Here is a 16264-nt window from a genome sequence, read left to right as displayed (position 1 = left end):
TAATTTATCTCCTTCAAATACAGTATTTTTTTAGTTGTATAGACGTGAGTACTACATCATCTATTGTATATAATAGGCGATGTTCGGTCAACCACATCGCCTATTATAATTATAAACATTTTGCGTCAAATTCCTACTGAATGTCAATAATAGCGTTTTCGCCCTTCTTAACATTTCCAACTTTTTTCAATTCGACTTGTTGCCCTTGTTGTAAATTCGTAAAGACGATTGGTGTAATAATAGATGGTGCATTTTCTTTTACAAATGCAAGATCTACTTTTAATAATGGTTGTCCTTGCTTCACTTTATCACCTTGTGCTACAAGCGCTTCAAAGCCTTCACCATTTAATTTTACAGTATCAATACCGAAGTGGATTAAAATTTCTTTTCCGCCTTCAGACTGAATACCAATCGCATGTTTTGTAGGGAATACATTTACAATCTCACCATTAACCGGAGAAACTACTGTTCCTTCTGTTGGCTCAATCGCAAATCCATCTCCCATCATTTTCCCTGAGAATACTTGGTCAGGTACTTCTGTAATCGGTAAGATTTTCCCTTCAATTGGTGAAACGATTGTTTCATTTTCATCAACCTGTTGAGGAGCTTCTTCCACTTTTACAGGCGCTTCTTTTTCAACATGAGGTGTACGGCCTGACATAATATCATGAATTTGTGATTTTAATGTGTCAGATTTCGGTCCGAAAATAGCTTGAATGTTATTTCCAACTTCAAGTACACCGGCTGCTCCAAGCTCTTTTAAGCGGTCTTTATTTACATTTTTTTGTTCGTTAACTTGAACGCGTAAACGAGTAATACAAGCATCTAACGAAGCAATGTTTTCTTTACCACCAAGTGCTACTAATACTTCACGTGGAAGTTCTCCTGCTTCTGTTTTCCCTGCGCCTTCATTAGCATTCGCTACTTCACGACCAGGTGTTTTTAAGTTCCATTTACGGATTGCGAAACGGAATCCGAAGTAGTAAATAACTGCTAGTACAAGACCAACAATAATTACCCACCACCATGCCGTACGACCTGGTAGTACACCGAATAATATGAAGTCAATTAAACCACCAGAGAATGTCATACCAATTTTAACACCTAAAATTTGCATTGTCATAAATGATAGACCAGCGAATACTGCATGAATTCCGAATAATACTGGTGCTACGAATAAGAATGAAAATTCAAGCGGTTCTGTAATACCTGTTAAGAAAGATGTTAATGCAGCAGATCCTAAAATACCAGCTGCTAATTTTTTATTTTCCGGACGTGCTTCATGGTACATTGCTAAAGCTGCTGCTGGAAGACCGAACATCATGAACGGATACTTACCAGTTGTAAATGTACCTGCTGTTAATTCTACGCCGTCTTTTAACTGTGCCATAAAGATTTTTTGGTCACCACGGATTAATTCGCCAGCTGCATTTGTATACTGACCGAATTCGAACCAGAACGGTGAATAGAAAATATGATGTAATCCAAATGGAATTAATGAACGTTCGATTAAACCGAATATAAATGCTGCTATCGTTCTATTTGCATCAATCATTTGATGTGAGAACGTATTTAAGCCACCCTGAATGTATGGCCAAATGAAGCACATGATAATACCTACCACTAAAGAGAATGTTGCAGTTGCGATTGGTACGAAACGCTTACCTGCAAAGAAACCTAAGTATGATGGTAATTCAATGTTGAAGTATTTATTATAACAATATGCCGCTACTATCCCGACGATAATACCACCAAACACTCCTGTTTGCAGCGTTGGAATTCCTAATACGTTTGCATATGCTGGATCTGAAAATCCAATTTTTACTGGATCTGTTCCAGTGCTTGTTACTTTCACTAGTTTATCTACTTCTAAGAATACACTCATCGTTTTGTTCATAATTAAGTATCCGACGAACGCTGCTAAACCAGCTACTCCGTCTCCACCAGCTAAACCAATCGCTACCCCAACTGCGAATAATAGCGCAAGGTTAGCGAAAATAATATCGCCAGATTGTTCCATAATTTTTGCAACCATTACGAACCAATCTGCTTTTAAAGCAGGGATAACATTTGTTAGTTGTGGATTTTGAAATGCATTACCAAATCCAAGTAAAATACCTGCTGCCGGTAAAATCGCTACTGGAAGCATAAGCGCTTTTCCGACTTTTTGAAGAACACCAAAGATCTTCTTAAACATGGAAACCCTTCCTCTCTTATCTATATTGATACTTTTCGACAAACGCCAAAAAGGCATGAGGAAAAAAAAGATAGAACGATAGCTATACAAAGGGTAGTATGTCCCTTTCTTTAGCTTACATTCCCAACTTTTCTCCACTCATGCCTGATCGAATCAGTAACACGTGTCAAAAATAGGATTACGTATAAGTTCACTATAATTAAAGCAAACGTTTTCGTTATTTACCTTAATGTGTTTGTCGAATTTTGTATAACTTTGCAATAGTTATTATACATAACTATTGTAAGCGATTCAATCATTTTTTTTAACGTTTTCATTTTAGACAAAAATATATGTCTTTTTACACATGTTCTGCTTTCACTAATCGTTGTAAATGCATCGTTAAATAAATACTCTCCGCTTCATAAACAGGAAGTTGTAATTCGTTCTGCATTACTTTGACTAGCTTCCACGCCAAATTGTAACAAACTGGATATTCTAATTTTAATAAATCAGCAAAACTTTGTGCTTCTTCTACTTTTTCTCCTTTTTTCACCCGTTCAATAGCATATTGTAAATGGCGAATAAGGCGTAAATAATGAATGCTTTCTTGGTCTAATGTAATTTGTAGGTTTGTCTCAATTAAAGACACAAGTTGTGCAATAAGACGAGAATTTTGATTAACAGAAGATAAATCAGAGTTTGTAAGCGAGCTATAAATATGGAGTGCGATAAAGCCAACTTCTCCTTCTGGCAATGTAATTTGCAAACGAGAATTTAAAAGTTTCACAACTCCTTCAGCAATTTCATATTCCTCTGGATATAGCATTTTCGTTTCAACTAAAAAAGGATTATCTATTGTAAGTCCTTGTTTCAGCCTTTTAATTGCAAAAGAAATATGATCTGTTAAAGCGATATGAATATGTTCATTTAATGGAGACTCCGCTTTTTCTTGAATGTATAACATAATATCATTCATCAATTCAATTAGCTTTTCACTCACATGCGGCACTAAAAGTTTGTATTGTTCTCGATCACGTTCATTTTTTAAAACAAACATTTTCTCAATTTGTTCTTGCTCCAACACATCTTCAGCCTTTTTTCCAAATCCAATTCCTTTACCGATCACTACTACTTCCTCGTGTTCAGGATGGCTAGCAATGATGACATTATTATTTAAAACTTTTTTAATTTCTAGATAATTACTCATATAACACCACCCTCGTACTTAAATAGCCTACTTTTATGTTACAGAACATTCTTCTTTGTCGTCAATGTAAAACATCTACCATTTGATAAAAATTCATTTTTTAGACATGTTTGTATATGATACGTATAATGTAAGAGCAACTGTACATAGAAAGGAGATAGCAACATGATTAAAATGTTTGTAAGTGATATTGACGGTACAATGATGCAGCATGGAGGTCTGATTGATGAACAGGATGTTGCGGCACTTCGCAGTCTTGCTGAGCAAAATGTTATTCTTTGCTTCGCTTCTGGACGACTTGATAATGAAATCGCAGACTTAATGAAAGCTGTAAATACAAATTTCCATCGTATTAGTGTAAATGGTGTGTTTGTATACACTAATGAAAATAAGCAACTATTATCCGCAAATTTTGATTCCAGCATTCTTCCTGATTTACTAGCTATGACAAATCAAGACCCTTATTTCCGTTATGTAAGTGATGAGCATAATTACTATATTGAAGAAAAGACACCTTTTATTCATGAACTCGAAAAACAAGTAGCAATGACTTCTGTTGAAGAACCAAATTTATTACAGAAAATCGATGATACAATTTTTCCAAATAAAATTTCTATCGGTGGAACAAAGGAAAACTTACAACTCCTTCAAAAAAAGATCGATGAAAAATTCTATGGAAAAGTTAGTACTTTCATTTCAGCTGAACAATGTTTAGATGTAATGCCACCAAATATTAGTAAAGGTTCTGCTATTTCTGTTTTATTACAAGAGTTTCAAATACAACCAGAGGAGGTTGCATGCATAGGGGATTCTTACAATGATATTCCAATGTTTTCCTTAACTCCTCATAGTTTTGCTATGTCTCAAGCTGATGATGCGGTAAAAGAGCACGCTCACTATGTAGTAGATGCTGTCAAAGATGCCGTTAACCAAGTACTTGTTTATAATGAAGAAGCAAATAAAAATACGACTCGATCCTTATAAGGATGAGTCGTATTTTTATTTCTTTACATGTTGAAAACATCAAAGTTCACTGTACTTCACAAACTGAAATATATTACTTGTTACGTGCGATGTTCGTAATAAACTTGTAACGATCCCCACGATAAATACATTTCACATACTCTAACGGTAACTCACCTTCTGAATATGACCATTGACGCATTACAAGTACAGGCGCCTTTTTAGGAATATGCAGATGTTCAGCTTCATTATCCGTTGCAATTGAAGCTTCAATTGATTGAGTAGCGCGAACAAGCTTAAAGCCCAGTTTTTTCTCTAAATGTTCATATAAAGATTGTTGTAATATTTCTTCGTTAATATCTTTCACAAGAGTTGGCGACAAATATGTCGTCTCAAATGCAATCGGTTCGTCATCAGCTAAGCGCGTACGCCTCACTTCATAAACCGATTCTCCCTCTTGTATTCTCAGCCGGTCTGCTATTTTAGCAGTAGCTGGAACTAGGCGGAAACTTAATAACTGGCTGCTCGGTTTCATACCACGAGATATCATATCTTCTGTGAATCCCGTCATTCCTTGCAACTTTTGCTCCACTTTCGGAAGTTGGACGAACGTTCCAATCCCACGTTTCCGGTATAAATAACCTTGTTCCACTAAGTTATTAATCGCCTGTCTGATTGTCATACGACTCACTTCGAACTTATCACAAAGTTCATTCTCAGACGGAATTTTATCTCCCGGCTTCCATTCGCCTTCCTCAATTAGCTGTTTCACCCACTCTTGAATCTGATAATAAATCGGAAATGGTGAATACTTGTCGATGTTCATCAGCAATCGCCTCACTGCATAAAGATAGAGCTTCTGGATCTGCGATTACGGTTACATTCGGATGACGTTGTAAAACTGTAGCAGGACACGCCTCACTATATTCACCTTGCAATAATTCTTTAATAGCTTCTGCCTTTTTAGATCCCATAGCAACAAGTAGAATTTGTTTCGCTTTCATAATACTTCCAATTCCCATTGTAGTCGCATGAGTCGGCACATCTTCTTCATTTTCAAAGAAGCGAAGGTTTGCTTGGCGTGTAGATTCTGTTAATTCTACAATGTTAGTTGGAGAATTAAATGGTGTTCCTGGCTCATTAAATCCGATGTGACCGTTTTCACCGATTCCAAGAATCTGTAAGTCAACTGGGTTAGCTACTAGAATGCCTTCATAATGCTTGCACTCTTCCTCTAAATCACTTGCCATCCCATTCGGTACATAAGTTTGTTTAAATGGAAGATGATCAAACAACTGTTCTTGCATGAAATAGTGATAGCTGTTTTTATCTTCGTGTGGTAAATTTACGTACTCATCTAAGTTTACAGTGGTTGCATGACTTGTATCAAGTTTATTTTTTCGCATTTCTGCATAAATACCTAATGGAGAGCTTCCTGTAGCCATTCCTAAAGTTGGATTTTCTTTTGATTTTACAACCTCTTTAATTAACTTATAACCTGCTTCTGCTAATTCTTCTGGAGTTTTTACAACTAGAATATTCATCTAATTACTTCCCTTCCTTCATATGAATTCCTAAACGAACCGTATCATATACATGTAATTCTTCAGTCATAACAACAAAGTCTGCATCTTTACCTACCGCTAATGCGCCTTTATTATTTAATCCAAATTCTTCTGCTTGGTTAACTGATGTCATTAACACTGCCTCCTCGATTGAACATCCTGTAAATTCAATTACATTTCGGAAAGCTTGATCCATTTTTAAAATACTACCAGCTAACGTTCCATCTTCTAATCGGGCACTGCCATCTTTTACATGTACTGGCTGTCCGCCAAGCTCATATAATCCTTCTTCAAGACCTTTTGCACGCATTGCATCTGTAATGACACTTACTTTTTTCGGTCCTTTTAATTTATATGCTAATTTCACCATATCAGGGTGAATGTGAATACCATCTGTAATTACTTCAACCATTACATCTGGATTTAATAACACATGACCAACAACTCCTGGTTCACGATGATGTAATCCACGCATTTGATTGTATAAATGTGTTGCATGTGTAATTTTTCTATTTTTCAGTTGTGCATCAATTGCATCTGTATGCCCCATTGTGCCAACAACACCTGTTTCAGCAAGATACTGTTCAAACTCTAACGCACCTTCTTCTTCCGGTGCATATGTTACTAATTTAATTAAATTACCGCTTGCTTCCTGCCATTGTTTAAATTGCTCGATACTCGCAGGAACAATATGTTCAAGTGGTTGTGCACCCGCACGTTTTTTTGAAACATATGGTCCTTCTAAGTGAATATATTCGAAATGTGCTCCTTTGTCTTTCGCTTCCTTCGCAGCACTTAGCGCCGCTTCAATCGCTTCTGGAGCTTGTGTCATTGTTGTTGGGAAGTAAGTTGTAACTCCTTCTTTTAACATTTCTTTACCAAGAGTTACTAATCCATCGCTATTTGCATCCATCGCATCAATATCGTATCCACCATGAATATGAACATCAATCATACCTGGAATCACAATCTTTCCTGCCACATCTAACACAGTTTCATTTTCTTGTGATACATATTGAGCCATCAAACCAATTTCTTTAACTGTTTCTGTGTAACGAATAAATCCGTTTTCCACTACTTCTTTACCTGTATAAATTTCGGCATTGATGACAACTTGCGTTTTCATTTTCATCGACCCTTTCCCATGAAATACCTACTTATTATTATTACCTTATTCGCCTAATTCCATCTTAATATACACACAAGTAGTTGTCTATACATTCTAATGAAATTTCCTCTTCGTTCAGCGAAAAAAGGAAATTGATTTCTTTTTCATTCTAATATATATTATCCATTTTTACCAAAATGGATAATAACCTCTTATATAATTAGTTACTTAAGTAATGGCATAAGACCGCTTGCCCCCATAGTAATATGTTCACCATCTGTTTCTATTTCCACAGTTCGCTTGTTTGTTCCATATATCATTATACCACGCTGTTTTAATCGTCTTACTACACTCTGATGAGGATGCCCATATGGATTTCTACTCCCGTACGAAAGAATAGCGAATTGTGGATCTACTTTTTTTAAGAATGTTTCACTCGTTGAAGTATACGAGCCATGATGCCCAACTTTTAATACATCTGCATGTACATCAAATTGCTTTAATATTTCATTTTCCGTCCGTATATCAGCATCACCCATTAATAAAAAGTCCGCTTTACCATATCGAATCTTTAACACAATTGAGGACTCGTTATTCTCGTCTTTCGATTTACCATTGTTTAATACTTGTATAGAAACATGTGGATCTAGCGGTATGTATTGTCCTTCCTTCACTGAAATGAAAGGAATGCCCCTTTTTTTAATGTTATTTCGATACGTATGATAAGTAAATGAACTATATGTTTTCCCGCTATCTAATACGAGGGAAACTGGCATTTGCTCTACAATTGGAATAAGTCCTCCTATATGGTCCATATCAGGATGAGTACTTACAATCACATCTAAATGATTAATTCTTTTTTCAATTAGTTTTTGAATAATGACCTCTCCCGCTTCATAAGGACCCCCATCTATTAACATCGTTTGACCATTTGGCAATGTAATAAGTGTCGCATCACCTTGTCCAACTTTTAAAAAACTCACTTTCATTTTACCGAAATGTTGCCGCTGCATATGTATAGAAGACGCAGTATGAATAGACATCATATATCTTTTAGCCGATGCGCTGTTTAACGAAAAACATAATAAAACAGAAACCAACAATAGAATACTCCGTACACCTTTCATAACTCGTCTCCTTTTTTCATTTAGTATGGCACGCTCTGTAATTGATATACAAAAAAAGCTTAGCAAAATGCTAAGCTTTTATTTTGATAATTCCTGTAAAGAACCAAAGAATAAATCTGCTTCATTCATTTGTTCATTTTCTTCCGAAAGAGGTGGTAAATCATCTAATGTTTTCAATCCAAACGTATCTAGAAATTCTTTCGTCGTTCCGTATAAAATAGGGCGCCCTGGTCCTTCCGCTCTTCCCGTTTCTTTTATAAGTAAGTGTGAAACTAACGTTTGTAATGCCTTATCCGTTTTCACACCTCTAATCTCTTCCATTTCTGTCCTTGTAATCGGTTGACGGTACGCAACGATTGCCAACGTTTCAAGAGCTGCTTGAGAAAGTGAAGCCGCGGTTGGAGTATCTATTAATTTTTGATAGTACGAAGCATGTTCTTTCTTTGTTGCAAAACGATACACTTTTGCATATTGTACAATTTGCAAACCGCGATTCGATCCTTCGCATTCTTTTTGCATTTCCTCTATACTGTTTATTACTTCTTCCACTTCAACTTCCAGAACTTTAGCTATCTGTTCCGGATAAATCCCTTCGTCACCTGCAACAAATAAAAGCCCTTCAATAATCGATTTTTGTTCTTTTCTATCCATTTTACGAACTCCTTTCTCCTATTTCCCATAAAAAACACACATAAAAAAACCGAATCACAGTAAATGCGTTCGGTTCAATATTTCTTCTCTCGTTCCAAACGATACATTAAAACCTAACATGAGATAAAATATTTCTATCCCATCTTCACATCAACTCTATACGGATTTATTAGAGCTTGATACGAAAATTTCATCAAAATTATGTTCCTGCTCAATTATGATTTGTTGATTTTTCATTAGCTCAAGAACCGCTAAAAATGTTACAACCATTATTTCACGTTCTTCATCAGCAAACAAATCATAAAAGCTTTGACGACCGCCTCTTACTTCTAACTGTTGTAGAATATCAGTCATTCGCTGTGCAATTGGTATTTCTTGGCGAGTAATTCGCGTTGTTACGGGGGTTTTTGCTTTTTTACGACGCATTAGCTTTTGAAATGCCGCTAACATATCATATAACGTAACATCAAGAGGTAAGCTTGTCTCCTCTTCTTGTTGAAATGATGTAAAATCAATTGGCGGACGTGTATATAGCTGTGCTCTTTCTTGTTCTCTTTCTTTTAACTCAGTAGCAACTTGCTTATATTTCTTATATTCAATTAACCTCTCCATCAATTCTTGACGAGGATCATCTATAAAGTCTTCACCGTTATCAGGTACATCTTCTTCTTGTTTCGGTAACAACATTTTACTTTTAATTTGTAATAACGTTGCAGCCATTACTAAATACTCACTGGCAACATCTAATTGTAATTCTTTCATCGTATGGACATAAGATAGATATTGCTCTGTAATTTTCGCTACAGGAATATTATATATATCAATTTCGTAACGATTTATTAAGTGTAACAATAGATCTAAAGGCCCTTCAAAAGCCTCTACTTTAAAATTATACTGCACAAAGCATCCCACCACATTTTTTCTATAACACCATAAGTATAGAGCATACTCATGTTCTATCCAACCTTTTTAAGAAATTTAATTAAAAATAGACCTATGCCCATGTCATAATGCCCACCGCTTCATATGATAACAATGTAGTAAGAACAATGTAGGAGGTCAAAAAACTATGGGTCACGTTGATTGCGGTTTTAGCGGTGGGTTCGCATTACTTGTTGTACTGTTCATTTTACTAATCATTGTAGGAGCAGCTTGCTTCTGCTAATAGGACGCAATAAAGCGACTAGGGATATTTCCCTAGTCGCTTATTGTTAATATTTCTATGATAAACTGTACATATAACCGTTAGACAGGAGCGAATAAAATGTATCCTACCGAGTACATACAATTTTTAATTCATTTTCACGGAGACTATGATTATTTTGAATGTCATGAAATATTAGAAGAGTATTGGAAATTAAAACCTAGAGGAGAACGCGACAATTACTTAGTCGGTCTCATTCAAATTGCTGTTTCCTTATACCATCACAGACGATCCAACTGGAATGGTGCAGAGAAGATGATAAAAAGCGCAATAGCACTTTTAGAAAAGAACAGTACATCTTTACATCAATTAGGAATAGATCATAAACAACTTATGTTCTTATTAAATGAAAGATTACACTCTATCCACAAAAAGGAAATTTTTGCGCCGTTATTTTTACCATTGTTAGACGTATCGTTAGAAAAACAATGCATACAGTTATGTAAGAAACAAAACCTCTCTTGGAAAGATGTGAACGTCATTCCTGGTGAATACATCATAAGTAAGCACACATTGCGTGATCGAACAGAAGTCATTTCTGAGCGACACGAGCAACTACAAAAAAGAAAGCAGAGATAATAAACTACTTATCCCTGCTTTCATGAATGTATATTTTGTTCAAGCTCTTTACACTTTTTGCAAAAACTTGCTGTTTGCTCATTTCCGCAAATTGTAAACTCAAGAAATTTACTCTTAAGCTCTTGAACCATCTTCGTCCCAATCCCCATATGACGGTGAGACGGATTCACGCTCAAATGCTGAATTTCCAATACCTGATCTTCTTTTTTTATAATCCCCATTATCCCAACAAAATCTTCATTTTGTTTCCACAAATACAATTGCCAATCCTCTTTCGCTTCATATTCTTTCATTGTCAATTGTAATGTTTTTACATCTTTTTCAGTTGGCATAAATGAAAGAAGCCCCATTGCAATTTTTTCATAACTTTTTTTAAAACGAATTAACATAACCCTTATCCCTTCTTACAAAAGTTACAAACTATTTATCCCCTCAATCACTCTTTTCATATCACATTCATTCTACAATATTTTTACCAGAGTGAGAAGGGGCTGAAACAACTTGATAATCATACAAAGCGTTAAGAAGAAAGTCAAATATATGTTTCCACGCTATTTCTTTCTATTACACCGCTCAAAAAAGAGACAATACTATATAGGAACTAAAAGGAAAATCCCTTTCTCATCACATTTCACTTATTAACCACTTTTGAACAAAGTAGTTCTACTAAAAGCAATATGTTAAGAGAAATACATTTATTGAAGCATATAATTCGTACTCCATCCTATGTATTTTGTTAAAAGTGTGTTCTCATGAACAATATAATTTAACGTTAGTAGCCGTCCTATTTGTGTCATATACTTTAAAATATATACCAACCCTGTTTATAGGAAATAAAAAAAGAGAGCAAAATCGCTCTCCTTTTCTCGTAACTTATTCTTCCCAAACTTTAACTTCTTTCATTACATCGCCTTGACGCATGTTTAATACTGTTTCAATACCGCTTGTTGCTTTACCGAATACAGTATGTACGCCATCTAAATGCGGTTGTGGCTCATGAACAACAAAGAATTGGCTACCACCTGTATTACGGCCAGCATGTGCCATAGAAAGTGAGCCAACAAGATGTCTATGAGGATTTCCATCAGTTTCACATGGGATAGAGTAACCTGGGCCACCTGCTCCTGTGCCTGTTGGGTCTCCACCTTGGCTTACGAAGCCAGGAATAACGCGGTGGAATGTCACACCATCATAAAATCCTTGCTCTGCTAATTTTTTAAAGTTTTCTACTGTTTTTGGTGCCTCTTCTGGGAAAAATTCTAAATCGATTTTTTCGCCATTTTCCATTAATATGTATCCTAAAGTTTTCATATGTATATGTCTCCTTTCAACTATCTCAGCACTATATTACCATATTCATGACGAGAAACAAAAAGAATCCGACAATCTGCATACTTCTTTTTTGAAATGTGGAAGAAGCTAGGTGACAAATAAGAAAAATATACTATAATAACTGTGTTGCCCGAAAATTTAAGAAAGAGAAAGGGAGCGATTTTTCGTGAAAACGAAATTACTAGCTCTGCTATTAGCTGTAGCCGTATTTATTATGCCAACAGCTTCATTTGCAGACATCATTGAGGGAGAATCAATTGTTACACTAGGAGAAAACTTATCTGAACAACAGAAACAAGATCTTTTGAAAGAAATGAAAGCACCAAAAGATGCACAAATTATTACTGTATCTAATGCGGAAGAACATAAATTTCTAGAGGGCATCGTTCCAAAAGCGCAAATTGGTACGAGAGCTATTTCCTCTTCTATGATTACATACACAAAACCAGGGTCAGGTCTCATTGTACGCTCAAAAAACATTAATTCGATAACAGATGCAATGTACACAAATGCACTTATTACAGCAGGTGTGAAAGATGCAGAGATTCAAATTACTGCACCATTTAAAGTTTCAGGAACTGCTGCTTTAACAGGTTTAATGAAGGCCTATGAAACAACATCAAACAAAGCCATTCCTGAAGAAGTAAAAAAAGTAGCCAATGAAGAAATGGTACAAACAGCCCAGCTTGGTGATAAAATCGGCGAAGAAAAAGCAGTTCAACTTGTTGCAAAAATTAAAGAAGAAATTGCAAAAGAACAGCCAAAAACAACTGAAGATTTACGTACATTAATTAAAAAAATTGCTGATCAACTCGGTATTACATTAACAGATGAACAGTTGGATAGCCTAGTAGCGTTATTTGATAAAATGAAAAATCTTAATATCGATTGGAACCAAGTTGGTAGCCAATTAGAGAAAGCAAAAGACCATGTGTCTGCCTTCTTAGGATCTGAAGAAGGGCAAAGTTTCCTAGATAAAGTAAAAGATTTCTTCTCTAGTATCATTGATTTCGTTAAATCTTTATTCAAGTAAAAAAGAAGCTCGCCAGTGACGAGCTTCTTTTTTATACAAGTAACGGTAATTTCATAATAGCTTCTTCAACCGAACGGACAACATAATTTGCTTTCTCCTTCACATACGGATGAGCATGATGGAGGGTGAAGGAGTGCGGGGTTACTTCAAACATAGAAATATCATTGAAAGAATCTCCAATACATGCAACTTCATTTGCTTCAATTTGTAAATGTTCCATTAATCGCTTCAGAGCGCTTCCTTTACTTACACCTCTTGGCATAATGTCAACATATCGCTTACCCGATATAAAGACTTCCGCTTCGCTATGAAATGTATCTCTCAACTCTTGATCTAATGCTACAATTTTTTCTTCTTCGCCAAAAACAAATAATTTCGCAGGATGTACAGTCTTCCCAAACTCCTCTTCTAACTCTTCGATTTCAGCAATATGCACTCCCATATACTCTTCAAAAGTATGGTGATGTTCATTCTTCCTTTTTGTATATCGCTGCTCATTTGCACAAACAATATCTGCTAGTCCCTTTTTATGTATATATCGATATATTTCCTGGGCAACCCCATCTTCAAAACTCGATTCATGAAATACTTTTCCATCCGGTAGTATCATTGTCGCTCCATTTAAACTAGTTGTGTAATACGGGAACGAAAACCTTTTTACCGCCTCATCAATTCGGTGAGTAAAACGGCCAGAGGCAAAACAAATATTTGTCCCGTTTTCAGCTAGCCAACAAAGCGCTCGTTCATCTTCTTTTTGCATATCATTCATATTGTAAACGAGTGTATCATCTAAATCACTTACAAATAGTTTAATCATGTCCTCTTCCCCTTCCATACACAATATCTACTCTAATTGTACAAAAAAAATGTTTGATTTTTGTTAAAAAAACAATAAATTTTCAATAAAAAATAAGCGGAGCATAATCCCGCTTATTTTTGTCTTCGCACATTTTGAGGTCTTACAATACTTGGACGAACCTTTAAACTAGACATAGTTGGACGAAGTAAAATCTTCGTTAACGCGCCCCAATCAAACGGTAAAAAAGGCCATAAATACGGTGTTTGCAAGCTTTTTATAGATGTTAAAAATAGAATCAATATCGTCATTCCAATGACAAATCCCATTTCATGAAATATGCCTGTTAAAATAATGACAAACAATTTTCCTATCTTATTCCCAAGCCCTAGTTCATAACTTGGCGTAGCGTATGCTCCAATCATAGAAACTGCTACGTACAAAATAACTTCTGGTACAAACAAACCTACATCAATTGCAATTTGACCAATTAATATGGCAGAAATTAATCCTGCTGCCGACGACAATGATGTCGGTGTATGAATGGCAGCCATTCTTAAAAATTCGAGTCCGACTTCCGCCATCAAAATTTGTAATAAAATCGGTAAATGCGTCATCTTATTTGGTCCAATGAAAGCAAGACTTTCCGGTAAAAGAGTCGGATCAAAAACAAAAACTAGCCAAAATGGCAGTAAGAATAGCGAAAATATAACACCTAAAAAACGTACCCAACGTAAAAATGTACCTACAGCTGGATTTTGTCTAAACTCTTCTGCATGCTGTAAATGGTGAAAATATGTTGTTGGAGTGATCATAGCACTTGGTGATGTATCAACGAGTACTAACACATGTCCTTCTAACAGATGATTTGCTGCTACATCTGGTCTCTCTGTGTATCGGATAAGTGGGAATGGATTATAACCTTGTTTCACTACAAATTCTTCTACCGTTTTATCCGCCATCGTAATCCCATCTACTTCAATATTATTTAATTCTTGTTTTATAATCTTCACTAAATCCGGATTTGCAACATCTTGTACATATGTAATACAAATATCCGTTTGCGATCTATCCCCTACTCGAATCATTTCATTTCGAAGACGTGGATCGCGTATTCTTCTACGAATTAACGCTGTATTTACAACGATATTTTCAACAAAGCCATCCCTTGCACCACGCACTACCTTTTCTGTATCTGGTTCTGTCGGTGTCCGGCCCGGATAACTACGAACATCTATTGCGAACGCTTCAGTTTCACCTTCCACAAATATAACAATGAGTCCTGATAATACTTGGAGCATTACATCATCCATCGTTTTTACTTTACTTACTTGTTGATGAATTAAACGATTCTCTAAAAGCTTTACTGTATCTTCTTCTACATCCCTTATTTCATTTGTATCCACCGCTTCTTCTAAAATAGGGATAATATAATTCGTATCACAAAGTCCATTTACAAATAACACACCAATTTCTTTATTTAAAATTTGAAATTTACGAATACCAACATCGTATGTAACACCAAGTCCAACTGTTTGCTTTAAATAATTTTCATTATCACTTAAAAAAGATGAAATCGGGATATTCACTTTTTTAGGCTTCGTCATAAAACCCACTCCTTTCCAAAATTAATTGAATCGCTTTTCTAGTAATAGGTGATCCTCTCTCCCATTCATCATTTCCGCACATCTTGCCAATATCACCGACCCCCACTATGACAGGAACATTCAGACCATCTAAACAATAAATCGTATCCCCACTAATCCTGCCAATTTCACCATCTGGGAGTCCAAATTTATCAACGCCATATTCTGTCAAATTCCCATTCCGATCTACACTTACATCTACACGCGCCCATTCCCAATGATGTGTATTAGATGCTACTGCTAAAATACCGAGTACATCAACTTGTTTATGTGTTGCGACATACTTTAACGCCTTTTCACCAGATCCTTCTCCTATAAATCCGCTGTCATCAAACATGACAAATACAGGGTCATATGGCGTTTGCATAATAAGCTCAACAACTTTCTTCCCTGTCAATTTGGTCGGATTACTTTGCGATGCTGAAATACACCTCCCCCCAAATTCCTTTGTTAACAGCTCAATTGTCCGCTTTGCATATTCATCTCCATCTGTGACCAAAACAACCCTTCGTCTCATTTGATTTATCCTTTCGGTTTACATATAAGTGCAACAAAAAATGAAAATAATATCGCTGCTGAAATCCCCGCAGACGTTAAGCTAAACATACCGATTCCAATTCCTAAATATCCATGTTTTTCTGCCGCATGCATTGCCCCGTGCAATAGTGAGTGTCCAAAACTTGTAATAGGGACTGTTGCCCCAGCACCTGCAAATTTTATAAGCTTATCGTACAATCCGAATCCGTCTAAAATAGCTCCGGCGACTACAAAAGTTGCCATTAAATGTGCCGGTGTTAACTTTGCGAAATCTAGCAACACTTGTCCAATTACACAAATAGCTCCTCCTACAAGAAATGCATATATAAAATCCACA

18 protein-coding genes are annotated in these 16264 nt (G+C 35.9%); 4 read left to right on the top strand and 14 right to left on the bottom strand.

All coding sequences use genetic code 11. The annotated features are described in order from the left end of the window. Positions 1-133 precede the first annotated feature (133 nt). Together ptsG and glcT are read right to left on the bottom strand one after the other, a co-directional pair. Entirely contained in the window at positions 134-2197 is a 2064-nt protein-coding gene (gene ptsG, locus BG05_RS11650) for a PTS glucose transporter subunit IIABC (RefSeq protein ID WP_033734225.1), read from the bottom strand. 340 nt (positions 2198-2537) lie between these two features. Beyond that, positions 2538-3386 carry a glucose PTS transporter transcription antiterminator GlcT gene (gene glcT / locus BG05_RS11645; protein ID WP_002033914.1) on the bottom strand — a complete coding sequence of 283 codons (849 nt, stop codon included), beginning with the start codon at positions 3384-3386 and terminating at the stop codon, positions 2538-2540. A 165-nt stretch (positions 3387-3551) separates the two neighbouring features. Between glcT and BG05_RS11640 the strand changes: the two genes are divergently transcribed. After that, on the top strand, positions 3552-4370 hold the full coding sequence (locus tag BG05_RS11640) for a Cof-type HAD-IIB family hydrolase (RefSeq protein ID WP_033734224.1): 819 nt from the start codon (positions 3552-3554) through the stop codon (positions 4368-4370). Between the two features lie 73 nt (positions 4371-4443). Here BG05_RS11640 and phnF read toward each other — a convergent pair whose 3' ends face one another. From phnF to BG05_RS11610, 6 genes are all read right to left on the bottom strand, one after another. Then, positions 4444-5175, bottom strand: coding sequence for a phosphonate metabolism transcriptional regulator PhnF (phnF, locus tag BG05_RS11635; RefSeq protein WP_078172874.1), 732 nt, complete (start codon positions 5173-5175; stop codon positions 4444-4446). Next, positions 5105-5893, bottom strand: coding sequence for a glucosamine-6-phosphate deaminase (gene nagB, locus BG05_RS11630; protein ID WP_003191195.1), 789 nt, complete (start codon positions 5891-5893; stop codon positions 5105-5107). The genes phnF and nagB overlap by 71 nt, the downstream gene beginning before the upstream one ends. A gap of 4 nt (positions 5894-5897) precedes the next feature. Continuing rightward, positions 5898-7040: an N-acetylglucosamine-6-phosphate deacetylase gene (nagA, locus tag BG05_RS11625; RefSeq protein ID WP_002088433.1), complete on the bottom strand. Its 1143-nt coding sequence runs from the start codon at positions 7038-7040 to the stop codon at positions 5898-5900. 206 nt (positions 7041-7246) lie between these two features. Then, positions 7247-8149, bottom strand: coding sequence for a ComEC/Rec2 family competence protein (locus BG05_RS11620; RefSeq protein ID WP_002128943.1), 903 nt, complete (start codon positions 8147-8149; stop codon positions 7247-7249). Between the two features lie 78 nt (positions 8150-8227). Next, positions 8228-8800: an SMC-Scp complex subunit ScpB gene (gene scpB, locus BG05_RS11615; RefSeq protein WP_002128944.1), complete on the bottom strand. Its 573-nt coding sequence runs from the start codon at positions 8798-8800 to the stop codon at positions 8228-8230. 156 nt (positions 8801-8956) lie between these two features. Further along, positions 8957-9700, bottom strand: a complete 744-nt coding sequence (locus tag BG05_RS11610; RefSeq protein ID WP_002143025.1) for a segregation/condensation protein A — start codon at positions 9698-9700, stop codon at positions 8957-8959. Positions 9701-9869: 169 nt separating this feature from the next. On the opposite strand from BG05_RS11610, the gene BG05_RS29500 reads away from it, so the two are divergent. Continuing rightward, on the top strand, positions 9870-9965 hold the full coding sequence (locus tag BG05_RS29500; RefSeq protein WP_000510194.1) for a YjcZ family sporulation protein: 96 nt from the start codon (positions 9870-9872) through the stop codon (positions 9963-9965). A gap of 99 nt (positions 9966-10064) precedes the next feature. Then, the gene (locus BG05_RS11605; RefSeq protein ID WP_002167723.1) at positions 10065-10583 is read left to right on the top strand and encodes a DUF309 domain-containing protein; all 519 of its coding nucleotides are present in this window, start codon (positions 10065-10067) and stop codon (positions 10581-10583) included. Positions 10584-10603: 20 nt separating this feature from the next. Here the strand turns inward: BG05_RS11605 and ribT are convergent, their stop codons facing one another. Together ribT and BG05_RS11595 are read right to left on the bottom strand one after the other, a co-directional pair. Then, positions 10604-10972 (bottom strand): GNAT family N-acetyltransferase RibT, encoded by a 369-nt coding sequence (gene ribT, locus BG05_RS11600; RefSeq protein ID WP_000908403.1) that lies wholly within the window; start codon positions 10970-10972, stop codon positions 10604-10606. 484 nt (positions 10973-11456) lie between these two features. Next, a complete protein-coding gene (locus tag BG05_RS11595) occupies positions 11457-11894 on the bottom strand; it encodes a peptidylprolyl isomerase (protein ID WP_000853785.1) in 438 nt (145 codons plus the stop codon). Positions 11895-12081: 187 nt separating this feature from the next. Between BG05_RS11595 and BG05_RS11590 the strand changes: the two genes are divergently transcribed. Beyond that, positions 12082-12948: a DUF1002 domain-containing protein gene (locus BG05_RS11590; protein ID WP_002014912.1), complete on the top strand. Its 867-nt coding sequence runs from the start codon at positions 12082-12084 to the stop codon at positions 12946-12948. Between the two features lie 31 nt (positions 12949-12979). Here the strand turns inward: BG05_RS11590 and BG05_RS11585 are convergent, their stop codons facing one another. The 4 genes from BG05_RS11585 to spoVAE all read right to left on the bottom strand — a co-directional run bounded on the left by BG05_RS11585 (position 12980) and on the right by spoVAE (position 16263). Next, positions 12980-13783, bottom strand: a complete 804-nt coding sequence (locus BG05_RS11585) for a Cof-type HAD-IIB family hydrolase (protein ID WP_002014913.1) — start codon at positions 13781-13783, stop codon at positions 12980-12982. Between the two features lie 95 nt (positions 13784-13878). After that, positions 13879-15351 (bottom strand): spore germination protein SpoVAF, encoded by a 1473-nt coding sequence (spoVAF, locus tag BG05_RS11580; protein ID WP_002128950.1) that lies wholly within the window; start codon positions 15349-15351, stop codon positions 13879-13881. Further along, entirely contained in the window at positions 15338-15907 is a 570-nt protein-coding gene (spoVAEA, locus tag BG05_RS11575) for a stage V sporulation protein SpoVABEA (protein ID WP_002088445.1), read from the bottom strand. The genes spoVAF and spoVAEA overlap by 14 nt, the downstream gene beginning before the upstream one ends. 5 nt (positions 15908-15912) lie before the next feature. Continuing rightward, positions 15913-16263 carry a stage V sporulation protein AE gene (spoVAE, locus tag BG05_RS11570; protein ID WP_002014916.1) on the bottom strand — a complete coding sequence of 117 codons (351 nt, stop codon included), beginning with the start codon at positions 16261-16263 and terminating at the stop codon, positions 15913-15915. Between the last annotated feature and the right edge of the window lies 1 nt (position 16264).

Source organism: Bacillus mycoides (assembly GCF_000832605.1).
Taxonomy (GTDB): domain Bacteria; phylum Bacillota; class Bacilli; order Bacillales; family Bacillaceae_G; genus Bacillus_A; species Bacillus_A mycoides.
This window is presented reverse-complemented; position numbering and strand designations above follow the sequence as displayed.

What these genes read in the sequence shown, in the direction of transcription:
- ptsG (WP_033734225.1), bottom strand. Translation starts at nt 2,197, where the DNA reads ATGTTTAAGAAGATCTTTGGTGTTCTTCAAAAAGTCGGAAAAGCGCTT.
- glcT (WP_002033914.1), bottom strand. Translation starts at nt 3,386, where the DNA reads ATGAGTAATTATCTAGAAATTAAAAAAGTTTTAAATAATAATGTCATC.
- BG05_RS11640 (WP_033734224.1), top strand. Translation starts at nt 3,552, where the DNA reads ATGATTAAAATGTTTGTAAGTGATATTGACGGTACAATGATGCAGCAT.
- phnF (WP_078172874.1), bottom strand. Translation starts at nt 5,175, where the DNA reads ATGAACATCGACAAGTATTCACCATTTCCGATTTATTATCAGATTCAA.
- nagB (WP_003191195.1), bottom strand. Translation starts at nt 5,893, where the DNA reads ATGAATATTCTAGTTGTAAAAACTCCAGAAGAATTAGCAGAAGCAGGT.
- nagA (WP_002088433.1), bottom strand. Translation starts at nt 7,040, where the DNA reads ATGAAAACGCAAGTTGTCATCAATGCCGAAATTTATACAGGTAAAGAA.
- BG05_RS11620 (WP_002128943.1), bottom strand. Translation starts at nt 8,149, where the DNA reads ATGAAAGGTGTACGGAGTATTCTATTGTTGGTTTCTGTTTTATTATGT.
- scpB (WP_002128944.1), bottom strand. Translation starts at nt 8,800, where the DNA reads ATGGATAGAAAAGAACAAAAATCGATTATTGAAGGGCTTTTATTTGTT.
- BG05_RS29500 (WP_000510194.1), top strand. Translation starts at nt 9,870, where the DNA reads ATGGGTCACGTTGATTGCGGTTTTAGCGGTGGGTTCGCATTACTTGTT.
- BG05_RS11605 (WP_002167723.1), top strand. Translation starts at nt 10,065, where the DNA reads ATGTATCCTACCGAGTACATACAATTTTTAATTCATTTTCACGGAGAC.
- ribT (WP_000908403.1), bottom strand. Translation starts at nt 10,972, where the DNA reads ATGTTAATTCGTTTTAAAAAAAGTTATGAAAAAATTGCAATGGGGCTT.
- BG05_RS11595 (WP_000853785.1), bottom strand. Translation starts at nt 11,894, where the DNA reads ATGAAAACTTTAGGATACATATTAATGGAAAATGGCGAAAAAATCGAT.
- BG05_RS11585 (WP_002014913.1), bottom strand. Translation starts at nt 13,783, where the DNA reads ATGGAAGGGGAAGAGGACATGATTAAACTATTTGTAAGTGATTTAGAT.
- spoVAF (WP_002128950.1), bottom strand. Translation starts at nt 15,351, where the DNA reads ATGACGAAGCCTAAAAAAGTGAATATCCCGATTTCATCTTTTTTAAGT.
- spoVAEA (WP_002088445.1), bottom strand. Translation starts at nt 15,907, where the DNA reads ATGAGACGAAGGGTTGTTTTGGTCACAGATGGAGATGAATATGCAAAG.